Source organism: Xanthobacter luteus, assembly GCF_040049235.1.
Lineage (GTDB): Bacteria > Pseudomonadota > Alphaproteobacteria > Rhizobiales > Xanthobacteraceae > Xanthobacter.
Genome location: NZ_JBDZDO010000008.1, coordinates 73,189 through 94,643 on the forward strand (window position 1 = coordinate 73,189; position 21,455 = coordinate 94,643).

Here is a 21,455-nt window from a genome sequence, read left to right on the forward strand (position 1 = left end):
CTTTCCTTTTTCCCGAGGGGTCGGAAGGGATGAGCGCGCCGCCAGTGGCCGTCATCATGGGCAGCCAGTCCGATTGGGACACCATGCGCCACGCGGCGGAGACGCTGGCGGCGCTTCAGGTGCCCCATGAGGTGCGCATCGTCTCGGCCCACCGCACCCCGGAGCGCATGTACGCCTTCGCCAGGGGCGCCGAGGCGGAAGGCTTCAAGGTGGTGATCGCAGGCGCTGGCGGGGCCGCCCACCTGCCGGGCATGGTCGCCTCCCTCACCCCGCTGCCGGTTTTCGGCGTGCCGGTGGAATCGAAGGCCATGGGCGGCCTCGACAGCCTCTATTCCATCGTCCAGATGCCGGCCGGCGTGCCCGTGGGCACGCTCGCCATCGGCAAAGCGGGGGCCACCAATGCGGGCCTGCTCGCCGCCGCCGTGCTCGCCCTCACCGACCCCGAGCTCGCCCAGCGGCTCAAGGACTTCCGCGCCGCGCGCACGGCGCAGGTGGCGGAGCGGCCCGTCTGAGCCATGCTGGCCCCGGGCGATACCATCGGCATTCTCGGCGGCGGCCAGCTCGGGCGCATGCTCGCGCTCGCTGCCGCGCGCCTGGGGCTGAAGAGCTTCATCCTGTGCCCGGACAGGGACAGCCCGGCCTTCCAGGTGAGCGCCGGCCACATCTGCGCCGCCTATGACGATTTCGCCGCGCTGGAGGCGTTCGCCCGGCAGGTGGACGTGGTCACCTACGAGTTCGAGAACGTGCCCCTCGACACCGCCGAGTTCCTGGCCGCCCGCCGGCCCGTGAAGCCGGGCGCGAAGGCGCTCGCCATCACCCAGGATCGGCTGGCCGAGAAGAGCTTCGTGCGCGGCCTCGGCATCGAGACCGCGCCGTTCGCGCCCGTGGATGACCTTGCATCCCTCGAGGCGGCGGCGGCCCGGATCGGCCTTCCGGCGGTGCTGAAGACGCGCCGCTTCGGCTATGACGGCAAGGGCCAGGTGATCATCCGCCCCGGCGAGGACCTCACCGCCGCCTGGCACGCGCTCGGTCGCCAGCCGGCGATCCTGGAAGGCTTCGTGCGGTTCGAGGCCGAGGTGTCGATCGTGGCCGCCCGGCGCGCCGACGACGCCTTCGCGGCCTATGACGTGACGCGCAATGTGCACCGCGAGCACATCCTGCACACCTCCACGGTGCCCGCCGGCGTGAGCCAGGAGACCGAACGGCAGGCGCGGTCCATCGCCTGCGCCATCTCCGGGGCGCTGGATTATGTGGGCGTGTTCGCGGTGGAGCTGTTCTTGGTGGGCCGCGGCGCCGCCGAGCGGGTGCTGGTGAACGAGATCGCCCCGCGGGTGCACAATAGCGGCCACTGGACCCAGGACGGCGCGGCGACCTGCCAGTTCGAGCAGCATGTGCGCGCCATCGCCGGCTGGCCGCTCGGCGATCCGGCCCGGCTCGGCCCGACGCAGATGACGAACCTCATCGGCGAGGATGTGCACGCCTGGCACAAGATCCTCGCCGAGCCCGGCGCCCGGCTCCACCTCTACGGCAAGGATGAGGCGCGCGCCGGCCGCAAGATGGGCCATGTGAACCGCCTGGGCGGGAACGAGGGCTGCTGAGCCCGGGTCTCACGCAGCGGCGCGCCGCGCCAGGCGCCGCGCGCCCCATTCGGTGAGGATGACGGCCAGAAGACCGAACGCGCCGCCGAGGATCACGTTCTCGACTCGCTCCTCGGCGATGCCGCTGCCGATCCCGGCGAGCGAGGCGGCGAGCGCGATGAAGAAGCAGCGCGCGCCGAAGCCCACCACGTAGCGCGAGAAGGCGATCAGCGTGAGCAGCGCGGCCAGCACCGCGAGGGTGTAGCCGATCCGGCTCTCGGGCAGCAGCAGACCCAAAGCGAGCCCGAGCGGCGCGCCGATCACCGCCCCCATGGCCCGCAGCTTGAGTTTCTGCGAGGTCTCGGAGAGGTCGCCCACCACCACGCTCGCGGCGGACCAGATGACCCACTGGCCCTGATCAAGGTCGAGCGCCTCCACCAGAGCGGCGGCGGCGAGCACCGCGAGCGCGGTGGCGCAGGCCGGGGCGATCCAGCCGCTTCGCACCGGGCCGAAGAGCGCGGGGGCGGGCGCGCCGCCTCTGCGCTCCAGCGCCTGGACCAGCAGCACCAGGCCGAGCGCCAGCGGGGCGGACATCAAGAACGCCTGCGCCTGCGCGAGCGCGGCCCCGGACGGCGCCTCGCGGATCTCGCAGGCGAGGTAGACGGCGGGAATGAAGGTCCAGTTGCCGAGCGTGCGCAGCCTGGCGCCGTGGCGCGTCACCGCCACGGCGAGGAACGCGGCGAGCGCGGTGGCCGCCACGAACAGGCCCTTGTGGGGAAACACCAGGAACAGCATCCCGAAGGCCGCGAGCACCACCAGGAAATGGCCGGTCACCGCCTTCGGCCCGAGGCCGAGCTTCATGGCCGGGATCAGCAGCGCCATGGCGAGCAGGCTCAGATTGAGCAGCGCCGGCTCCTCGGCCACCAGGAAGGCGGCGACCAGCGGGCCCACCACCGCCAGCGCCTTGGCGATGGCGGTGCCCTGCACTTCCCGGGCGACGAGCCCCGCCGGCCCGCCGGCCGGCGCGGGCGCCGCGTCCGCGCCGCGCGCCCCCTCGGGCGCGCGCGGCTTGGCCGGCTCGCTCACAGGGCGCCGAGCCCGGCGACGTCCACCACGCCGGCGATGCGCCGCAGCAGCGCGATCGAGGCCGCGTGCTCCTCGGCGGTGGCGGCGGCGCAGGCGTCCTCCACCACCACCATCCGGTAGTCGCGGTCGTGGCCTTCGCGCACGGTCGACTGCACCGCCCAGGCCGTGCTCACCCCGCAGACCACAAGGCGGTCGATGCCGTTGGCGCGCAGCGCCGGCTCGAGGGCGGTGCCGTAGAAGCCGCTCACCCGCGGCTTGACGACCACCGTGTCCGCGGCCTCCGCGCCGAGGCCGGGATGGAATTGCGTGCCCCAGCCGTCGAGGGCGAGGGCGCCGATCTCCCCGGCCTTGCCGAACAGCGGGCTCGCTTTGGGCAGGGTCGCGTAGCCGGGGGCGAAGCCGACCTTCACCAGCACCGGAAGCCAGCCGGCCGCGCGGGCGAATGCGAGCGCCGCCCGCGCCTTGGCGATGGTGCCGCGCGCGGCCACCTGCGCCGCCGAGCCGGCGATCTTGCCGGCGGGGTCGACGATGTCGTTGATGAAGTCGAGCGCGATGAGCGCCGTCGCCATTGCCACCCTCCAGAGCCGCGGCGCCGGCCGAGCCGGCCAATTCCCGTTTAGGCCATCCGGCGCGATTGCGGAAGGCGGCGCGGCGCCTTGGCGCGCATGACGTGTGGCGGCGCGAAGCGTGCGAAGAGTTGTGCAAAAGTGGGAATGCACGCGGGATATGCCGTGACGGATGCAGTCGAATCGTCATATCCAGGATGTAAGTTTTTACCATACGGCCGGGGGGACGCCGATGGGTCAAGAACTGGCATTCGAGCAAATACGGGATCTCGCGCGGCAACTGGCCCGCTCCGGGCGCTTCTGCAGCTGGCGCCTGATCGCCATCGAGCTGCGCTTCATGGAAGGCATCCGCGCCGCCGGCGACTGCTTCACCGACGCGGCCATCCGCAACGAGCTCGACACCCTGTGCCGGGACGCGCAGAAGCGGGTGCGGCAGTGGCCCGTGCCGCAGATCGATCCCACCGTTCGCCCGCCGGCGGCGCCCGCGCCCGCTCTGACGCGGCCGCCGCTATTCCCGCCGCCCGCGGCGGTGCCCGTCTTCACGCCGAAGCCGCTGCGCCCGCAGTCCCCGTCCTTCGCGTCGCCGCCCGCACCCTGGAGCGCGCGATACGCGGTCAAGGATCCCTCCTGAAGGCGCGCCGACGGAAGTGAGCCGGCACAACGGCTTTCGCGTCATCCGGCGTGGAAACCGCGTGTGGACATTCGCCGCTCCATCTGATAAGAGAGCGGCTCTTCCGGGCGAGATGCGCGTGGCGTCATTGCCGTCCTGTCCCTTCCGGAACGTTTCATTCCAGGTCAGCTCCAAGGCTCGGCGCAACAGCTCGAAGAGGCAACACGTGCAAGTTCTCGTCCGCGACAACAATGTCGATCAGGCCCTCAAGGCGCTCAAGAAGAAGATGCAGCGCGAGGGGATCTTCCGCGAGATGAAGCTGCGTGGCCACTACGAGAAGCCGTCCGAGAAGCGCGCCCGCGAGGCCGCCGAGGCCATCCGCCGCGCCCGCAAGCTCGCCCGCAAGCGCGCCCAGCGCGAGGGTCTCATCCCCTCCAAGCCCCGCCCGCCGCGCTGAGCTGTCCCGGACCGGGACCCTGGCGGCAACCGCCTCCCGGCGCAGCCCGTCGGGACCGGTCGGGTGCGCCGGCCCCGCTCAGGTGCCCGGCGGCAGCCACCGCGCCTTCCTGAGAAGGCCCGCCGCCGCGCGGGCCTTCCTCGTTTCTGCCCGAAGCGCCGCCGACCGGAACGGCGCGGTCCGCGCGGTCTTCCGCGGATCGGGGGACGGCCGATCCGGCTGGTCCTGACCTTCCCATGGCCCCCTTGGCCGCCCCTTGGCCTCGCCGCGGACCGCCCGATCGTCATGGATTTCGCCGTGAAGCTGTGCATTCTTGCGCCAGGAGCATTGGCCGACCGGACGGCGCCTTCGGTCTGAGCGGTCGGCGGGCTCACGGGCCGGGTTTAGAGGGTGATCCAGGCGTGCCGGTGGCGTCCGGCGGACCAGCGCGGGAGATGTGGCATGCGGTGGGACGATTTCCGCTCCAGCGACAATGTGGAGGACCGGCGCGGCAGTGGCGGCGGCGGCTTCCAGATGCCGGGCGGGCGGGGCGGCCTGGGGATCGGCACCATCATCGTCGTCGGCCTCATCGGCTGGGCGCTGGGCATCAATCCCGTCGTGCTGATCGGCGGCCTCGAGGCGCTGAACGGGCTCGGCGGCAGCCAGCAGCAGAGCGCCCCGCCCCCCTCGAGCCAGAGCCAGACCAGCAAGCCCTCGGACCAGATGGGCCGCTTCGCCGCCGCCGTGCTCGCCCAGACCGAGGACGTGTGGTCCGAACTCTTCCGCGCCGAGGGCAAGACCTACCAGGATCCGAAGCTGGTCCTGTTCTCCGGCGCCACCCGCTCGGCCTGCGGCGGCGCCCAGTCGGCCATGGGGCCGTTTTATTGTCCGCTGGACCGGAAGGTCTATCTGGATCTGTCCTTCTTCGACGAGATGAAGCGGAAGTTCAACGCTCCCGGTGATTTCGCCGCGGCCTACGTGATCGCCCACGAGGTCGGCCACCACGTCGAGAACCTGATCGGCATCCTGCCCAAGGTGCAGCAGGCGCAGGCGCGGGCCACCTCGCGGGCGGAGGCGAACGCGCTGTCGGTGCGCGTCGAGCTCATGGCCGACTGCCTCGCCGGCGTGTGGGCCTACCACGCCAACGCCCGCTTCCGCATCCTGGAGCAGGGCGACGTCGAAGAGGCGCTGAACGCCGCCAGCGCCATCGGCGACGACCGGTTGCAGAAGCAGGCCCAGGGCTTCGCGGTGCCGGACAGCTTCACCCACGGCACCTCGCAGCAGCGCGTGAACTGGTTCATGCGCGGGCTGAAGAGCGGCAGCATGCAGCAATGCAATGCCTTTCAGGGCCCGATCTGAGCCGCCGCGGCTGACAAAGATTGGTCGCATCGGCGGGTGCCGGCGACTTTGCAACCGCCGCGGCGCCGGCACCAGGCCTCGAGCCGCGTCCGCGGGCGTTCCGCAGTGCCACCCGGCGAGTGCCGGGGACACTTGCATTTTCCCCGAAATGTCCGCACCACTTGATCGCGAGCGGCGGGAGGGTGCTGTCCAGCGGCTTCCGGACGTGCAACCATTGGTCGCGTCGCATTCAGATCGCGCCGACCCAGGCGCGACGCGGGGACGTGCCATGCACACGCTTCGGAACGTGGAGGAGACGTTCAACCAGCCGCCGCCGCTTGGCGGCGTCAATCTTGCGACCCTTGACCGGCCGCTGATGGACAGTGCCGCGGCTGACGGCGCCATTGAGGAGCTGTCTGCGTTCGGCGCGGACTGGGGCGCCGCGGACCAATTCGCTCTCGGCCGGCTCGCCAACGAAAACCCGCCCGAGCTGCACAGCCACGATCCGCAGGGGCGGCGCTGCGACATCGTCGAGTTCCATCCGGCCTATCATGCGCTGATGGCCCAGAGCTACGCCTCCGGCCTGCACTGCTCCAGCTGGGACATGGCCGGGCGCCGGGCCCACGGAAGGCGGGCCGCGCGGCTCTACATCACCACCCAGGTCGAGGCGGGTCATGTGTGCCCCCTCACCATGACCCATGCCGCTCCCGCCGCCCTCGCCGCCGCCCCGAACCTGATGCGGGACTGGCTGCCGCGGATCCGCGCGCGCACCTATGACGGGCGCTTCCTGCCGTTCTGGGAGAAAGCGGGCGTCACCGTGGGCATGGGCATGACCGAGCGCCAGGGCGGCACCGACGTGCGCGCCAACCAGACCAGCGCCAGGCAGATCGGCGGTGACGAATACGAGCTCACCGGGCACAAGTGGTTCTTCTCCGCGCCCATGAGCGACGCCTTCCTGGTGCTCGCCCAGGCCAACCAGGGGCTCACCTGCTTCCTGCTGCCGCGCTTCCGGCCGGACGGCTCGGTCAACGGACTGCGGCTGCTGCGGCTCAAGAAGAAGCTCGGCAACCGCTCGAACGGCTCGGGCGAGGTGGAGTTCGAGCGCGCCTTCGCCTGGCGGGTCGGGGAGGAGGGAAGCGGCATCCGGACCATCATCGAGATGGTGCAGCTGACGCGCCTCGACTGCGCGGTCGCCTCCGCCGGCCTGATGCGCATGGCGCTCACCCTCGCGGCGCACCATGCGCGCCACCGCTGGGTGTTTCAGCGCCGGCTGGTGGACCAGCCGGCCATGAGCGTCCTGCTCGCCGACCTTGCCCTGGAGGCGGAGGGCTCCACGGCAACGGTGGTGCGCCTCGCCCGCAGCTTCGACCAGGTGGAGGGCCGCCCGGAGGAGGCGGCGCGCGCGCGGATCCTCACCCCGGCGGTGAAGTTCGCGGTCTGCCAGGCGGCGCCCGGCTTCATCTTCGAGGCGATGGAGGTGCTGGGCGGCAACGGTTATGTGGAGGATTGCGTCATGCCCCGCCTCTACCGGGAGGCGCCGGTGAACGCCATCTGGGAGGGCACCGGCAACGTCATGGCGCTCGATCTGGTGCGCGCGGCCGCGCGCGAGCCCGACTCGCTCGCTTTGGTGCTCGAGGGGCTGGTGCGCGACTGCGACGGAGTTCCCGAAGCGCGGGCGGCGGCAGGGGACATCGCCGCCGCGCTCGCCGCCGCCGACCGCGAGGGGCTGGCGCGCCGGGCGGCGCACCGGCTCTATTTTCTCGCCGCCGCGGCGGCGCTCACCCAAGCGGCGCCCGCCGACGTCTCCGAAGCCTTTGTCGCCACCCGTCTTGGCCGCCCGCGGGGCCCTTTCGGGGCCAACGACGTGGACGCCACGGCAGGCCTGCTCATCGCCCGCGCGCTCGACGCGTGAGGGCCTCCCGCGCGTCCGGCCATTGAATCCTCCGGCGGCGTTCGCTATAGGGGCCATCAACTCATCCGAAGGGGCCTTCAGGCCGAACCCTCGGCCATGGCCGCAGCCCTCGCCAAATTCGCGAGCCGGTCGCGCCCAGAAGCGGCCGAGCACACGAGAGGCGTCAGTCCATGTCTTCGACGTTCGACACGGTGGCCAACATCATCGCGGAGACCTGCGACATCCCGCGGGACACGATCACGCCGGAGAGCCACGCCATCGACGATCTGGGCATCGACAGCCTGGACTTCCTGGACATCGCCTTCGCCATCGACAAGGCCTTCGGCATCAAGCTGCCACTGGAGCAGTGGACCCAGGAGGTCAACGACGGCAAGGCCACCACCGAGCAGTATTTCGTGCTCAAGAACCTCTGTGCGCGCATCGACGAGCTGGTCGCTGCGAAGTCGGCCTGAGGCCGGACGGGGACCATGCGCCCTGAAGTCTTCAAGATGATCGACCGGGTCGTCACCATCGACCCCTCGCTCGAAAAGATTCACTGCCAGGGCCTGGTGCCGCAGGAGAGCTCCATCTTCGAGGGGCATTTCCCGGGCCACCCCATCATGCCGGGGGTGCTGCTCATCGAGGCCATGGCCCAGACCACCGGCTGGCTGGTGCTGGCGCGCAACCGCTTCGAGCGAATGCCGTTCCTCGCCTCGGTGAAGGAGGCCAAGCTGCGCACCTTCGTGCTGCCCGGCGCCAATCTCGACCTATATTCGACCATCGAGCACGAAGGATCGGGCTATGTGGTGGCCAAGACCGAGGCCAAGCTCGACGGCAAGCAGATCTGCTCGGCCGATCTCTCCTTCCGCGTGCTGCCCTGGCCCGAGGGCAAGATGAAGGCGGTGGTGCTCAAGGTGGCCGAGCATGTGAGCTTCCCGCTCGCGGACTACGCCGATGCCTGAGACTGGCTTCCGACGCGACGTCTGGATCACCGGCATCGGCCTTGTCTCCTCGCTCGGCGAGGGCCCCGAGGCGAACTGGGCCGCGCTGATGGGCGGCACCGCGCCCGTCACGGACGTGGAAACCTTCGCGCCCTACGTGGTGCATCCCCTCGTCAAGCTCGATTACGACCGCCAGATCCCCAAGAAGGGCGACCAGCGGCAGATGGAGCCCTGGCAGCGCATCGGCACCTATGCGGCGGGCCTTGCGCTTGAGGCCGCAGGCATCGCCAAGAACGCCGACATCCTGTCCAAGACCGACATGGTGGTGGCGGCCGGCGGCGGCGAGCGCGACGCGACGGTGGACGCCTCCATCATCGGCGATCTCGCCGGCGCCAACGATCCCGGACGGCTGCTGAACGAGCGGCTGCTCTCGGATCTGCGGCCGACGCTCTCGCTGGCGCAGCTCTCGAACCTGCTCGCCGGCAACATCTCCATCGTCCACGGCGTCACCGGCTCCTCGCGCACCTTCATGGGCGAGGAGAGTTCGGGCGTCGATGCGGTGCGCATCGCCTTTTCGCGCATCGCCGCCGGCCAGAGCGAGATCGGCCTCGTGGGCGGCGCCTACAATGCCGAACGTGAGGACACGCTGCTCCTCAACGTGCTGGACGACTTCTGCATGAAGGGCGCGTTCCGGCCGGTCTTCTCGGTCGAGGCGCCCGGCATGCCCTCGGGCTCCATGGGCGCATTCCTGGTGCTCGAATCGTCCGCGCACGCCGCGGCGCGGGGCGCGACCCCCATCGCCAAGCTGTCCGGCGTCTGGTCCGAGCGCGCGCGCCGGTCCGAGCCGGGCGCCATCGCCCGCAAGGTCACCGATCTGCTGGCCAAGGCTGAGGCCGGGCCGGGCACGGTGGTGCTCTCCTGCGCCACCGGCGGGCGCGAGGCGACCCCCGCCGAGGCGGAGGCGCTCAAGGCCAGCGGCCTTCCCGTGCGCGCGGTGGCCAACCGCCTCGGCCACGGCTTCGAGGCGCAGTTCGCCGCCGGGCTCGCGCTGGCGGCGCTCGCAGTGTCGAAGGGCGAGCTGTTCCCGGTGCTGGCGGGCGATCCGGTGGAGACCGGCGGCGGCGCCGTGGCGCGCGCCGTGGTCACCGGCGTCGGCCACTGGCGTGGCGAGGGCGCGGCGCTGGTGGAGAAGGCCTGAGGCGCCAGCTTCCGTCCCGGTCAGCCCAGCGCCACCATGGCGGCGCGGATGTCGTCCAGCGCCCGCTCGGTCGCCTCCGCGCCGGCGGCGATGGCCTCGTCCGCCCGGTGAAAGTCGAACAGGCCGATGCGCCCGAGCTTCGGGTTCAAGGTGATGTCCGGCGGGTCGCCCGCGAGCCGCGAGCGGGCGATGCGGTCCTGGATGATGTTGAAGGCGTCGATCATCACGGTGGAGAGGCCGCGCGGCCCGTCGGCGGCGCCGTGCCCGGCGAAGAATTGGCGCCTGAGCCGGTCCGGGCTCAGCAGGGCGGCGATGCCCTCCTTCTTGCCGGTGATGACCGCTTCGGCGGCCTCCTCCACCACGCCGCCGTGGTCCTGGATCACGGTGCCCCGGCCGAACACGTCGGCATTGAGATTGACGGCGATCACCATGCGCGCGCCGAGCGCCCGGGTGGGCGAGACCGGGATGGGATTGACCAGGGCGCCGTCCATCAGCCAGCGCCCGCCCACCTTCACCGGCGTGAAGATGCCCGGGAGCGCGTAGGAGGCGCGGATCGCCTCCACGAAGTCGCCGCGCGTGAGCCAGATCTCATGGCCGGTGCCGAGCTCGGTGGCGATGGCGGCGAAGGTCAGCGGCAGGTCGTCGATGGACAGCTCGCCGACATCGCGGCGCATCAGCTCGACGAGGCGCCGGCCGGCGATGAGCCCCGGTCCGCCCAAGGCGAAGTCCATCAGGCCGAGCACGTTGCGCTTGGTGAGGCCGCGCGCCCAATCCTCCAGGCGGTCGAGCTTGCCGGCGGCCCAGATGCCGCCCACCACCGCGCCGATGGAGGTTCCGGCCACCACCGCGGGACGGATGCCGTTCTTCTCCAGGACCCGCAGCACGCCGATATGGGCGAAGCCGCGCGCCGCCCCGCCGCCGAGGGCGAGGCCGACCGCCGGCAGACCGCGCCCGTTCGCCGCGCGCTCGGCGCGCTCCACGTCCTCGGGCTCGGGTGCCGCCTCGCATTCGCCGGTAGGCCCCGACGGTCGATGGGAAAAGGGAAACATCGGCGCCTCGCGTCTTGATCCCTCACATGGGCGCGCGGCCGGCCCGGCGCAACGGCGCGGCCGGCACGCGGCGTCATCACCAACGGGCGGGATCAGTCGTCGCAGGCGGCCGCCCGGCGCGCGCCCAGTGGGTGTCCCCGGCGCGCGCGGCGGGCCTGCTCCATGCGGAGATGAGCGCGATCGCGCGTTCGGCCTCGCCGTGCGCCATGCCCTCCCAGAGATGACGGGCGGGCAAGGCGGCTGGCGGGGCCGCTGGGCGTCAGCCGCCGGCGATCTTCTCGCGTATGCGCTGGTGATGCTCCAGCATGTCCGGCATCACCGCGTCGCCGAAATCGGCGAGCTCGTAGAGCGGGCGGATCTCGATCTCGCTCGGGCCGGGCATGGGGTTGGGGCAGCGCTTCACCCATTCCAGCGCCTGCGCCATGTCCTTCACGTCCCAGAGCCAGTAGCCGGCCACCAGCTCCTTGGTCTCCGCGAAGGGGCCGTCGATCACGGTGCGGCTCGCCCCGTCGAAGGCCACCCGCTTGCCCTGGGCGGACGGCTTCAGCCCCTCGCCCGCGAGCATGATGCCGGCATGCACCAGTTCTTCGTTGAACTTGCCCATGGCCTCCAGCAGTTCGGTGGAGGGCATGAGGCCCTGTTCGCTGTCCTTGGTGGCCTTGACCAGAACCATCACGCGCATCGTCTCGTCTCCAGTTCGGGGAGGCCGCTGCGGCCCTCCTGTTCAAACGACGAACGGACGCAGCCAAAATCGACAGGGGCCGGAAAAATTCCGGCGTGGGACGCCCGGTCCTGCGGGCGCGCCGGCGCATCGGCGCCGGCCTCCGGCCTTGCGCGCCGCCCGGCAGCGGACCGCAAGGGGGCGTCGTCGCGGTCGTGCGTGTTAAAATTGTATGAAACAATAAAATAAACCAAAAAGCGCAACGGAAGACGTGTCGCTCAAGGTTCCCTATCCTGTGTCGGCGCGGAAGGGGGAGGGCCTCGACCATGGGCACGTTCACATCATTCCGCGCGCGCTCTGCAGGGGTCTGGCGCGGGGTGCTGGATGTTCTGCTGATCCTGTGGATCGTCCGCATTCCGCTGGCGAGCGTCGCCATCGGCCTCGCCCTCATGGCGTTCATCACCGAGGCGCAGGACGTGATGGTCCACGTGGCCATGGCGGATGCCAGGCTCGCCGAGGCCAAGGGCCTCACGCCGGCCATGGCGTTTCTGGCGGCCGCCGTCTTCCTGCTCTGGGCCATGCCTGTGCACTATGCGGCGCGCCTGCTGCTCGAGACCGACCATGCGCTCGCCGTGAAGGTGGCACGGGAGTGCAAGGACGCGCCCGCGCAGCGCCTCTCGGCCGCCCGCGGGGTGATCGGCTGGGCGATGCTGCTGGTGCCGCGGGTGCTCGGCGCGCTGACCTTCGTGGCGTTCGCCATCGGCGCCTGGGCGGCCATCGCCAATCTGCCGACGCTGAAGGACGTGCCCGTGGTCGCCGCCGCGCGGACCCAGCTCGGCGTCGTCGCCTGGGTCATGCTCGCCTGCGTGCCGGTCTTCTATCTCTATACGGTGCTGCGCGCCCGCTTGGTCCGGTGGGGTCGCCTGGGGGCATTCGATCGCTGGCTCGAGCCGCGGGTCGCCGGCCTGTTCGCCCGGCTCGGCATCGCGCCGCGCGAGGGCGATCCATCGGGCGAGCTGCACGCCACCGGCCGCCTCACCCTTCTTGTCTATGCCCTCGGCGTGGTGGCCGTTCTCGTGGCCCAGCCGCTCTTCCTTGCCGAGCGCCTGCCGCTCGCCATGGCGGTCCCGCTCATCTTCGGCGGCTGGGTGCCGATCCTCGCTTATCTGTCCTCCCTCGGCAGGCGCTGGCGCTTTCCCCTCGTCACCGCGGCGCTCGGCCTCGGCGCGGTCCTGGTCGCCGTCTGGGGCGACAATCATGCCGTGCGCCTCAAGGACTCGGTGCGGGACGAGCGGGCGCGCCCCTCGATCCGCGAGGCCGTCGACCTGTGGATGGCGGCCAATGGCTGCACGGGACGCCCGGCAGCGTGTCCGCGTCCCGTCATCGTCGCCGCCGCGGGCGGGGCGAGCCGGGCCGGCTTCTTCATGGCGAGCGTGGTCGGCCACTTCCTCGATGTCGACCGGCTGAAGCAGGGCTCCACGCTCGTGCGGGCCGACAAACAGCCCATGACGCGCGCCGCGCTCGACGACGACCGCCTTCCCGCCGCCCTCGCCGAGGGGCTCGACGGGGCGGCGGTGCGCAACCGCATCTTCGCCCTATCCGGCGTGTCCGGCGGCGCCTATGGCGCGGCCGTGGTGGCCGCAGCGCTCGCGGCCGTTCCCAAAGGGGCGCCACCCCCGTGTCCCAGGCGGGCCGTGGCGCACTGGTTCGGCGGCGCGGTGACGAGCTGGCGCGACTGCCTAGAGGCCATGACCAGCGGCGACTATCTCACCGCGTCCTTCTTCGGGCTGGCCTTCCACGATCAGGTGCAGATCGCCCCCGACGACCGGGCGAGCCTGCTCGAGCGCGCCTGGGAGAACCGGTTCGCCGGCCTCGCCGCCGAGGCCCTCGGCCTCGCCGATCCGCGCGACACGGCCAGCGCGGCAGGCTTGGCCGCCAACCGTCTGTCGCAGCCCTTCCTGGGCCTGCCGCGCACGGCCGATGCCTGGGTGCCGTTCCTGGTGCTCAACGGGACGTCGGTGGACACCGGCCAGCGCATCGTCACCAGCGATCTGCACCCGATCTATGCCGCTGCGGCATGCCCGAGCGGCGGCCGGCCGGAGCGCTGCCCGGTCTTCACCCACGCGCTCGACTTCCACGAACTGATCCCCGCGGACAAGGACGTGCGGCTCTCCACCGCGGCCACCAATTCGGCGCGCTTCCCGGTGATCTCGCCGCCCGGCGCGGTGCCGGGACGGGATGGCCGCATCACCGACCGCATCGTCGACGGCGGCTATTTCGAGAATTTCGGCGCCGAGAGCGCGCTCGACCTCGCCAAGGCCATCACGGCGGTGGAACCCGCGCTGGCGCCGTTCATCCTGGTGGTCTCCAACGATCCGCAGACCACCCTCACCGAGGCCGGGGCCAAGAGCGGGGCGGTGCTGCCGCAGGCGCCGCAGACCGTGTGGTTCGGCGAAGTCGCTGGCCCGCTGGGGGCGTTCGGCGCGGTGCGCGGCGGGCGCGGGCGGCTCGCCGTGGCCGAGGCGGGCACCTGGCTGGCGAGCCGGCTCGGGCCGGCCTGCGACGCCCACCTCGCGCACGTCATGGTGTGGCCCGAGACGTCGAAGGGCGACTGCCCCCTCACCTATGAGCGGCAGGAGATCCGCGCCGTCGCCATGAGCTGGTGGCTGTCGAAGCCGGTGCAGATGAATTTGCGCGAGCAGATCGAGCGCACCGGCGACAGTTGCAACAACGATGCCGAGGTCCGCAAGGTCTGGGCCGCGCTCGCCGCCAGCTCGGACGCGTGCCGGCCGCCCGCCCCCGCTCAGGCCTCGCCGCCGCCCTCCGGCGGCACGCGCCAGACGCCGTAGCGCCAGGGCGCGCGCGCCCGCGCGCCTTCGGGCAGGCGGTCGGGCACCGGATCGTAGCCGTGCCCGCCCCAGGGATGGCAGCGGCAGATGCGGGCCATCGCCATGAAGGCGCCGGCATAGGCGCCGTGGCGGCGGATCGCCTCGTCCGCATAGTCCGAGCAGGTGGGCAGATAGCGGCACTGCCGGCCCATGAAGGAGGAGAGCGTGTAGCGATAAGCGAGGATCGGCGCGCGCAGCAGCGTGCGGGGGATTAGCTTTAGCATTCCGAGGAGGCGCCCGAGCCCGGCCGCGGGGGCGCTCGCGGCATCCGGCGCGGCGGGGCGCGCCGCGGCCAGGGCTGCCTCAAAATCGTCCCGTTCCGGGTCGTTCATGACGTTCGACACCTTGCCATCCATTCGAGCCGGGCCGGACGGGTCCGGCAGTCCCGTCGGCCTCGCCTCGACCATTTGAGGTGAGCGATGACCGACGCTCTCATGCCGCACCCCGCCGACGTGACGGACACGGCGCCCGCTCCCCTTGCCCTGGCGGTGCGCGCGCTCGCCTTCGCGACGCTGCGCCATGCCGACCAGCGCCGCAAGGGTCGGCGCGGGGAGCCTTACGTGAACCACCTCGCCGAGGTGGCGCTGCTCGTCAGCGAGGCGACAAGCGGAGCCGATGCCGCGCTGGTGGCCGCGGCGCTGCTCCACGACGTGGTCGAGGACCAGGGCGTCACCCTCGCGGAGGTCGCCGCCACCTTCGGCGCCGATGTGGCCCATCTCGTGGCGGAGGTCACCGACGACAAGGCCCTGCCGCCCGAAGAGCGCAAGCGCCTCCAGGTGGTCCATGCGCCGGCCCTGTCGGCGCGCGGCAAGCTGCTGAAGCTTGCCGACAAGGTGGCCAATCTGCGCTCGCTGGCGGAGGACCCGCCGACCGACTGGGAGACGCCGCGCGCCCTTGCTTATGTGGCCTGGTCGCGGGAGGTGGCGGCCGGCCTGAGGGGCGCCTCGCCGGCCCTGGAGGCGGCCTTCGACGCCGCCGTCGGGGCGGCCCTCGACGCCATCGCGGCGCGCGCGGCCTCGGCCTGAGCCCTATTCAGCGGCGGCGGCCGTGCTCTTGCGGGCCGCCTCGATCTGGTCGATGGCGTCCACCACCGCGTCGAAGGTGAGCATGGTGGAGGGGTGACGCGCGCGATAGTCGCGCACCGGCTCCAGCACCGCGAAGTCGGCCCACTTGCCCGCGGGCGGCGGGCCGTTCTCCTGCAGCATGCGCCACATGGTCTCGCGCAGGGCCCGCAGCTCGGAGGTGGAGGCGCCGACGATGTGCCGCGCCATGAGCGAGGAGGAGGCCTGCCCCAGGGCGCAGGCGCGCACCTCGTGGGCGAAGTCGGACACGATGTCCCCGTCCAGGGAAAGATCGATGGTCACAAGGGAGCCGCACAGGCGCGAATGGGCGCGCGCGCTGGCCTGCGGCGCGGCGAGCCGGCCGAGCCTTGGAATGTCCGCCGCGAGGGCGAGGATGCGCGCGTTATAGACGTCGTCGAGCATGGGCTGTTGCGCCGGCCGGGCCGGTTCCGTCCTTGAGCCGCCCCTTCCGGGGATGGCATGTTCACCTATATATAGCGCGCCGGTCCGGGGTTTGAAGACCGGCGAGAGGCGGCCGGGCTTGCGCCCTGGGGCGCACCGCCGCATGATCAATCTGGGACTGTGCCGTGGGGCTCATGTCCCCTGGCGAACGAGGACGGCAAGGCCGCCGCCGAACGGAACGACCGGCGGGGCGCGGGCAAAAGGGCCGCGCAAGCGCAGCCGACACCCGGTGACACTCCCTTCCGCGCGGGCGCTCCGCGCTGCGGCAAGGGTCGAACGGAGTTGGTCATGGACGCGGTGGTGAAGCTCTTTATGGCCCAGGCCGCGCAGGAGGAGAAGGCGCGCGCCGACGAGGCGGCGCGCCGCGCCAAGGTGGGCACCGAGGCCGAGGAGCCGGGCGCGACCGCCGTCCTGCACCAGACCATCGCCCCGCTGATGCCGGACGGCACCCCGCGCCCTTCGCGCGGCGAGGCCGAGGCGGCGGTCCGCACCTTGCTCGCCTATCTCGGGGAGGATCCCGGCCGGGAAGGCCTTCTCGACACGCCGCGCCGTGTGGTGGCGGCCTATGACGAGCTGTTCTCCGGCTATGGCGAGGACGCGGACGCCCTGCTCGACCGCACCTTCGGCGAGATCGGCAGCTTCGACGACTTCGTTCTGGTGCGCGACATCCCCTTCCACTCCCATTGCGAGCACCACATGGTGCCGTTCGTGGGCAAGGCGCACGTCGCCTATTTCCCGGTGGAGCGGGTGGTGGGGCTCTCCAAGATCGCCCGCGTGGTGGAGATCTATGCCCGCCGCCTGCAGACCCAGGAGCATTTGACCTCCCAGGTCATCACCGCCCTCGACGAGGGCCTGCGGCCGCGCGGCGTCGCGGTGATGATCGAGGCCGAGCACATGTGCATGTCCATGCGCGGCATCGCCAAGCAGGGCGTCTCCACCATCACCACCCAGTTCACCGGCGTGTTCCGGGACGATCCGGCCGAGCAGGTGCGCTTCATCACCCTGGTGCGCGGCGGGAAATAGGGCCGCGGCCTCCCCCCGCGGCGCGCCGGCTCGTGGGTGATCCCGGCGACCGGCGCTGCGGCATCCGTGCGTTTTCCGGCAGGCCGGCTCTTCGCTTCCGCCGCCGCATGGGGCACAAGGATCGCCCCATTCCGAAGGCCGTCATCATGAGCGCCGACATTTCCCCCTTCGCCCCGCCCCAGCCGGGCGCCGCCCTCGAGGAGGGCACCGTCCTCTCGCCGCGCTTCGACGCGGCCGGGCTCGTCACCTGCGTCTGCGTGGACGCGGCGTCGGGCGAGGTGCTGATGCTCGCGCACATGAACGCCGAGGCGCTGGCGCTCACCATCGCCACCCGCGAGGCACACTATTTCAGCCGCTCGCGCGGCCGGCTCTGGAAGAAGGGCGAGACCTCCGGCCACGTGCAGGCGGTGAAGGAGATGCGCATCGACTGCGACCAGGACGCGGTGGTCATCAAGGTGGAGGTGGGCGGCACCGGCGCCTCGTGCCACACCGGGCGCCGCTCCTGCTTCTACCGCACCGTGCCGCTGGGCGCGGCGCCCTCGCCGCAGACGACGCTCGCCTTCACGAACGACGCCCCCCGCTTCGACCCCGCGGCGGTCTACGGCAAGGATGGCCACGGCCACTGAGCCGCGGCCGCCGGCCGGACCGCTCAGCCCGCCCGCGCGGCCATGAAAGCGCGCCAGCCGCCGAGCGCGGTGATCTCCTGCGCCCGCTCGACCGCATGGGCTTCGCACAGGAAGCCCGGCACCTCCGTGCCGTCCTCCAGGCGCACCTTGCCGATGCCCAGCGGCGCCGGGATGCGCGCCACGAAGCGCCCGAAGGCATCGGGCGCGAGTGCCCATACCTCCACCTCCAGCCCGGGGCCCGCAAAGCCCGGCACGCGCACCACGCCCGGCTTCAGGGGGCTGGTGTCCGGCAGCACGTAGAGCCGGTAGTCCGGCGCCGTGCGGCAGCGCTTGAGGAGCACGCCGCCGGCCTCGATGAGCTCGGCATTGAGCGGCATGCCGGTGAGATGGGCCCCCACCACGGCGATGGGCACCGCCTCGGCGGCGGGCAGGGCGGTTGCGCCCTCGGGGGCGAGGAGACGGCCGCTGAGCGGCGTGCGCGTGTTCATGGGCATCCTCACAAATCTTCCAGCACGCAGACCACGTCGCCGGAGCGCACGGTGCGGCCGGGCGCGGCGCGGATTTCCCGCACCCGTCCCGCCGCGTGGGCGGTGATGGAAATCTCCATCTTCATGCTCTCGATGATGGCGATGGTGTCGCCTGCGGCGACCATCGCTTCTTCTTCCACCAGCACCTTCCAGACATTGCCGGGGACGTTTGCCGCGACGCCGAAGCAGCCCTCGGGCATCTCGCCCTCGCTGAAGGGGCCGGCGCCGTCCTCGACGACGAAAGAGTCCAGCCCCTCCGCCTTCCAGCGCGCGCGTTCGGCCTCGAAGGCGGCCTGCTGGCGGGCCTTTCCGGCGGCGATGGCGCCGGAATTGGCGGCAAGGTTCGCCGCATAGTCCGCATAGGAGAAGCGGCTGTCCTCGATGCGCACGGGATAGGCCCCGTGCGGGAAGGCGGCGCGCGCCTCCATCAGCTCCTGGTGGGAGACGGGGAAGAAGCGGATCTCGTCGAAGAAGCGCAGCAGCCACGGAGTGTCGCGGAAGGCGGGGGTCCGCCTCCACGTGTTCCACATCTGGATGGTGCGGCCGAACAGCTGGTAGCCGCCCGGCCCCTCCATGCCATAGATGCACATATAGGCGCCGCCGATGCCCACCGCGTTTTCCGGCGTCCAGGTGCGGGCCGGGTTGTACTTGGTGGTCACGAGGCGGTGGCGCGGATCGATGGGGGTCGCCACCGGCGCGCCGAGATAGACATCGCCCAGCCCCAGCACCTGATAGCTGGCGCCGAAGATGATGTCCTTCACCGCCTGCTCGTCTTCGAGCCCGTTGATGCGGCGGATGAACTCGATGTTGTCGGGACACCACGGCGCGTTGGGCCGCACCAGCTCCTGATACTTGCGCATGGCGAGTTGGGCCTGCGGGTCGTTCCAGGAGAGGGGCAAATGGACGATGCGGCTCGGCACCACCACGTCCTCGGCCGCCGGCAGACCCTTCTCGATCTCCGCGAGGGCATCGAGAAGCTTGGTGCGGGGCAGGCTCGCCCCGTCATAGTGGATCTGCAGGGAGCGGATGCCGGGGGTGAGGTCGATGAGGCCCGGCAGCTTCGCGGCCTGAACCGCCTCGGCCATCAGATGCGCGCGCAGGCGCAGGGCGACGTCGAGATGCATGTCGCCGAATTCGACGAGCAGATTGTCGTCGCCCTGCCGGCGATAGACCACGCGCACCGGCCCGTCCTCGTGGATGGCGAGGATGGGGGAGGAGGTCTCCTCCGGCGCGCCGATGATGGCGGGGCCGGCAATGGGGTCTTCGGGCCGGGGCAGGGGGATGAAGCGCACGCGGTCGCCGGGCTTCAGCTGGCCCATCTTCCACTGCTCGTCGCGGGCGATCACCGCCGGGCAGACGAAGCCGCCCAGCGAGGGGCCGTCCGGGCCGAGGATGATGGGCATGTCGCCGGTGAAGTCGATGGCGCCGATGGCATAGGCGTTGTCGTGGAGGTTGGAGGGGTGCAGCCCCGCCTCCCCGCCGTCCGTGCGCGCCCAGCGGGGCGTCGGCCCCTTCAGGCGCACGCCGGTGCGGGCGCTGTTGAAATGCACCTCGTAGGTGGCCGAGAACAGGTCCGCGATGTCGTCCGGCTGGAAGAAGTCGGGCGCGCCGTGGGGGCCGTAGAGCACGCCGATCTGCCAGTCGCGGGTGAGCGGGGCGGGGGCGGGCACTTGCGTCGCCGGGCCGGTCGGACGCGCGGACGCGGGGGCAAGGTGCAGCGCATCGCCTGCCTTGAGCGTGCCGGTGGCATGGCCGCCGAATTGGCCGAGCGCGAAGGTCGCCCGCGAGCCCAGCACCTCCGGTGCCTGAAAGGCCCCGGCCACGGCGAGATACGCCCGCTGCCCCGGCCCCTCGATGGTGCCGATGGCGAGCATCTGGCCCGCCTTCACCGGGAAGGCGGCATCGTGCGGCACCGGGGCGCCGTCGAGCTTCGCCGGCATCAGGGCGCCGGAGATCGCCACCGTCGCATCGTCATGGAAGCGCAGTGTCGGGCCGTTGACGGTCATTTCCAGCGCACACGCCACCTCGGCATTGCCCACGAGCGCATTGGCGCGGCGGAAGGAGTGTTCATCCATGGGGCCGGACGGCGGCACGCCCACGTGCCACAAATTCAGCCGTCCCGGCAGTTCCTGAAGGCTCGACTGGGCGCCGGGGACGACCACTTCGACACTGGCGGGCCGGAAGGCGAAATCCCTCAGCGCGGTGGTCGCGACCTTGCCCGAGGCGAGGAGGTCGGACGCGGCGATGGCGGAGAGATACTGAAGGTTCGTCTCGATGCCGCAGATGGAGGTCTCGGCAAGCGCCTTCTGCAAGGCCGCGATGGCGCCGGGGCGGTCGTCCGCTTTCACGATCACCTTGGCCAGCATGGGATCGTAATAGGGCGTCACCTCCGTGCCGGTCTCGATCCAGCCGTCGATGCGCGCCCAGTCCGGGAATTTCACTTCGGTGAGGAGACCGGCGGAGGGCTGGAAATTGGCGTGGGGGATTTCCGCATAGACGCGCACCTCCATGGCCGCGCCCTTGGGGGAGAGCGGGCCGGCGGCGGCGATGGGGTCTTCGCCCGCCGCCTGGCGGATCATCCATTCTACGAGATCGATGCCGAACACCGCCTCGGTGACGGGATGTTCCACCTGCAGGCGGGTGTTCACCTCGAGGAAGTAGAACTCCTGCCGCGCCGGGTCGTAGATGAACTCCACCGTGCCGGCGCTCTCGTAACTGACGCTTTCGCCGAGCTGGACGGCGGCGGCGTGGAGGCGGGCGCGCACCGTGTCAGAGAGGAGGGGGGCGGGGGTCTCCTCCACCACCTTCTGGTTCCGCCGCTGGAGCGAGCAGTCGCGCTCGCCCAGCGCCACGACCTTGCCCTTGCCGTCGCCGAAGATCTGCACTTCCACATGGCGCGCTTCCGAGACGAAGCGCTCCAGATAGACGCGGGCATCGCCGAAGGAGGCGCGGGCCGTGCGCTGGACGCGCTCGAACACGTCCTTCAGCTCCTCGGGGGTGTGGCAGAGCTGCATGCCGATGCCGCCGCCGCCGGCGGTGGACTTCAGCATCACCGGATAGGTGATGGCCTCGGCCGCCTTCAGCGCCTCGTCCGCGCTGTCGAGGAGGTCGGTGCCCGGCAGCAGGGGCACGCTCGACGCCTTGGCCAGCTCGCGCGCCGTGTGCTTGAGGCCGAAGGCTTCCAGATGCTCCGGCTTCGGGCCGATGAAGGCGATGCCTTCCTCCGCGAGGCGGCGCGCGAAGCGCACATTCTCGGACAGGAAGCCGTAGCCGGGATGCACCGCCTCAACCCCCGTCGCCTTGCAGGCGGCGATGACGGCATCGACGTTCAGATAGCTCTCGGCCGCCGGGGCCGGGCCGAGGCGGACGGCCTCGTCCGCCTCCAGCACGCCGCGGGTGAAGCGGTCGGCGTCCGAATGGACGGCCACGGACCTGATGCCCATGGCCCGCGCGGTGCGGATGACCCGCCGCGCGATCTCGCCGCGATTGGCGATGAGGATTTTCGAGAACATCGC

General features: G+C 71.4%; 20 protein-coding genes and 1 pseudogene. 13 read left to right on the top strand and 8 right to left on the bottom strand.

Going from position 1 to position 21,455, the window contains the following annotated elements; genetic code table 11:
• The first annotated feature begins 29 nt into the window (after positions 1 to 29).
• Both purE and ABLE88_RS21300 read left to right on the top strand, forming a co-directional pair.
• On the top strand, positions 30 to 512 hold the full coding sequence (gene purE, locus ABLE88_RS21295; RefSeq protein ID WP_348833797.1) for a 5-(carboxyamino)imidazole ribonucleotide mutase: 483 nt from the start codon (positions 30 to 32) through the stop codon (positions 510 to 512).
• A 3-nt stretch (positions 513 to 515) separates the two neighbouring features.
• Positions 516 to 1,598 carry a 5-(carboxyamino)imidazole ribonucleotide synthase gene (locus ABLE88_RS21300; protein WP_348833798.1) on the top strand — a complete coding sequence of 361 codons (1,083 nt, stop codon included), beginning with the start codon at positions 516 to 518 and terminating at the stop codon, positions 1,596 to 1,598.
• Positions 1,599 to 1,607: 9 nt separating this feature from the next.
• On the opposite strand, the gene ABLE88_RS21305 is transcribed toward ABLE88_RS21300, so the two are convergent.
• On the bottom strand, positions 1,608 to 2,663 hold the full coding sequence (locus tag ABLE88_RS21305; protein ID WP_348833799.1) for an FUSC family protein: 1,056 nt from the start codon (positions 2,661 to 2,663) through the stop codon (positions 1,608 to 1,610).
• The gene (locus ABLE88_RS21310; RefSeq protein WP_348833800.1) at positions 2,660 to 3,232 is read right to left on the bottom strand and encodes a cysteine hydrolase family protein; all 573 of its coding nucleotides are present in this window, start codon (positions 3,230 to 3,232) and stop codon (positions 2,660 to 2,662) included. The genes ABLE88_RS21305 and ABLE88_RS21310 overlap by 4 nt, the downstream gene beginning before the upstream one ends.
• A 169-nt stretch (positions 3,233 to 3,401) precedes the next feature.
• On the opposite strand from ABLE88_RS21310, the gene ABLE88_RS21315 reads away from it, so the two are divergent.
• From ABLE88_RS21315 to ABLE88_RS21345, 7 genes are all read left to right on the top strand, one after another.
• Entirely contained in the window at positions 3,402 to 3,860 is a 459-nt protein-coding gene (locus ABLE88_RS21315; RefSeq protein WP_348833801.1) for a hypothetical protein, read from the top strand.
• Between the two features lie 205 nt (positions 3,861 to 4,065).
• Positions 4,066 to 4,296 (top strand): 30S ribosomal protein S21, encoded by a 231-nt coding sequence (rpsU, locus tag ABLE88_RS21320; protein ID WP_348833803.1) that lies wholly within the window; start codon positions 4,066 to 4,068, stop codon positions 4,294 to 4,296.
• Positions 4,297 to 4,737: 441 nt separating this feature from the next.
• The gene (gene ypfJ / locus ABLE88_RS21325) at positions 4,738 to 5,634 is read left to right on the top strand and encodes a KPN_02809 family neutral zinc metallopeptidase (RefSeq protein WP_348833804.1); all 897 of its coding nucleotides are present in this window, start codon (positions 4,738 to 4,740) and stop codon (positions 5,632 to 5,634) included.
• Between the two features lie 268 nt (positions 5,635 to 5,902).
• Positions 5,903 to 7,525 carry an acyl-CoA dehydrogenase family protein gene (locus ABLE88_RS21330; RefSeq protein ID WP_348833805.1) on the top strand — a complete coding sequence of 541 codons (1,623 nt, stop codon included), beginning with the start codon at positions 5,903 to 5,905 and terminating at the stop codon, positions 7,523 to 7,525.
• Positions 7,526 to 7,695: 170 nt separating this feature from the next.
• On the top strand, positions 7,696 to 7,977 hold the full coding sequence (locus ABLE88_RS21335) for an acyl carrier protein (RefSeq protein ID WP_121624114.1): 282 nt from the start codon (positions 7,696 to 7,698) through the stop codon (positions 7,975 to 7,977).
• 15 nt (positions 7,978 to 7,992) lie between these two features.
• Positions 7,993 to 8,466, top strand: a complete 474-nt coding sequence (locus ABLE88_RS21340; protein ID WP_348833807.1) for a 3-hydroxyacyl-ACP dehydratase FabZ family protein — start codon at positions 7,993 to 7,995, stop codon at positions 8,464 to 8,466.
• A complete protein-coding gene (locus ABLE88_RS21345) occupies positions 8,459 to 9,643 on the top strand; it encodes a beta-ketoacyl-ACP synthase (protein ID WP_348833808.1) in 1,185 nt (394 codons plus the stop codon). Before ABLE88_RS21340 ends, ABLE88_RS21345 begins: the two co-directional genes overlap by 8 nt.
• Before the next feature lie 20 nt (positions 9,644 to 9,663).
• On the opposite strand, the gene ABLE88_RS21350 is transcribed toward ABLE88_RS21345, so the two are convergent.
• Positions 9,664 to 10,692, bottom strand: coding sequence for a patatin-like phospholipase family protein (locus ABLE88_RS21350; protein WP_348833809.1), 1,029 nt, complete (start codon positions 10,690 to 10,692; stop codon positions 9,664 to 9,666).
• A gap of 259 nt (positions 10,693 to 10,951) precedes the next feature.
• A complete protein-coding gene (locus ABLE88_RS21355; protein WP_348833810.1) occupies positions 10,952 to 11,374 on the bottom strand; it encodes a YciI family protein in 423 nt (140 codons plus the stop codon).
• A gap of 305 nt (positions 11,375 to 11,679) precedes the next feature.
• Here ABLE88_RS21355 and ABLE88_RS21360 point away from each other — a divergent pair, with 305 nt between their 5' ends.
• Positions 11,680 to 14,202: a hypothetical protein gene (locus ABLE88_RS21360; protein ID WP_348833811.1), complete on the top strand. Its 2,523-nt coding sequence runs from the start codon at positions 11,680 to 11,682 to the stop codon at positions 14,200 to 14,202.
• On the opposite strand, the gene yidD is transcribed toward ABLE88_RS21360, so the two are convergent.
• On the bottom strand, positions 14,157 to 14,465 hold the full coding sequence (gene yidD / locus ABLE88_RS21365; protein ID WP_348833812.1) for a membrane protein insertion efficiency factor YidD: 309 nt from the start codon (positions 14,463 to 14,465) through the stop codon (positions 14,157 to 14,159). The two genes, ABLE88_RS21360 and yidD, sit on opposite strands and share 46 nt — an antisense overlap.
• A 195-nt stretch (positions 14,466 to 14,660) precedes the next feature.
• Here yidD and ABLE88_RS21370 point away from each other — a divergent pair, with 195 nt between their 5' ends.
• Complete coding sequence (locus tag ABLE88_RS21370; RefSeq protein ID WP_348833813.1) at positions 14,661 to 15,266, top strand: HD domain-containing protein; 606 nt, start codon at positions 14,661 to 14,663, stop codon at positions 15,264 to 15,266.
• Between the two features lie 3 nt (positions 15,267 to 15,269).
• Here ABLE88_RS21370 and ABLE88_RS21375 read toward each other — a convergent pair whose 3' ends face one another.
• Entirely contained in the window at positions 15,270 to 15,725 is a 456-nt protein-coding gene (locus ABLE88_RS21375) for an iron-sulfur cluster assembly scaffold protein (RefSeq protein WP_348833814.1), read from the bottom strand.
• A 474-nt stretch (positions 15,726 to 16,199) separates the two neighbouring features.
• Between ABLE88_RS21375 and folE the strand changes: the two genes are divergently transcribed.
• Together folE and hisI are read left to right on the top strand one after the other, a co-directional pair.
• A complete protein-coding gene (gene folE, locus ABLE88_RS21380) occupies positions 16,200 to 16,787 on the top strand; it encodes a GTP cyclohydrolase I FolE (protein WP_348833989.1) in 588 nt (195 codons plus the stop codon).
• 146 nt (positions 16,788 to 16,933) lie between these two features.
• Positions 16,934 to 17,413, top strand: a complete 480-nt coding sequence (gene hisI / locus ABLE88_RS21385; protein WP_348833815.1) for a phosphoribosyl-AMP cyclohydrolase — start codon at positions 16,934 to 16,936, stop codon at positions 17,411 to 17,413.
• Between the two features lie 23 nt (positions 17,414 to 17,436).
• Here the strand turns inward: hisI and ABLE88_RS21390 are convergent.
• Together ABLE88_RS21390 and uca are read right to left on the bottom strand one after the other, a co-directional pair.
• Positions 17,437 to 17,823 (bottom strand): annotated as a pseudogene (locus ABLE88_RS21390) (allophanate hydrolase-related protein); the annotation flags it as partial.
• 86 nt (positions 17,824 to 17,909) lie between these two features.
• Positions 17,910 to 21,452, bottom strand: a complete 3,543-nt coding sequence (gene uca, locus ABLE88_RS21395) for an urea carboxylase (protein WP_348833816.1) — start codon at positions 21,450 to 21,452, stop codon at positions 17,910 to 17,912.
• Between the last annotated feature and the right edge of the window lie 3 nt (positions 21,453 to 21,455).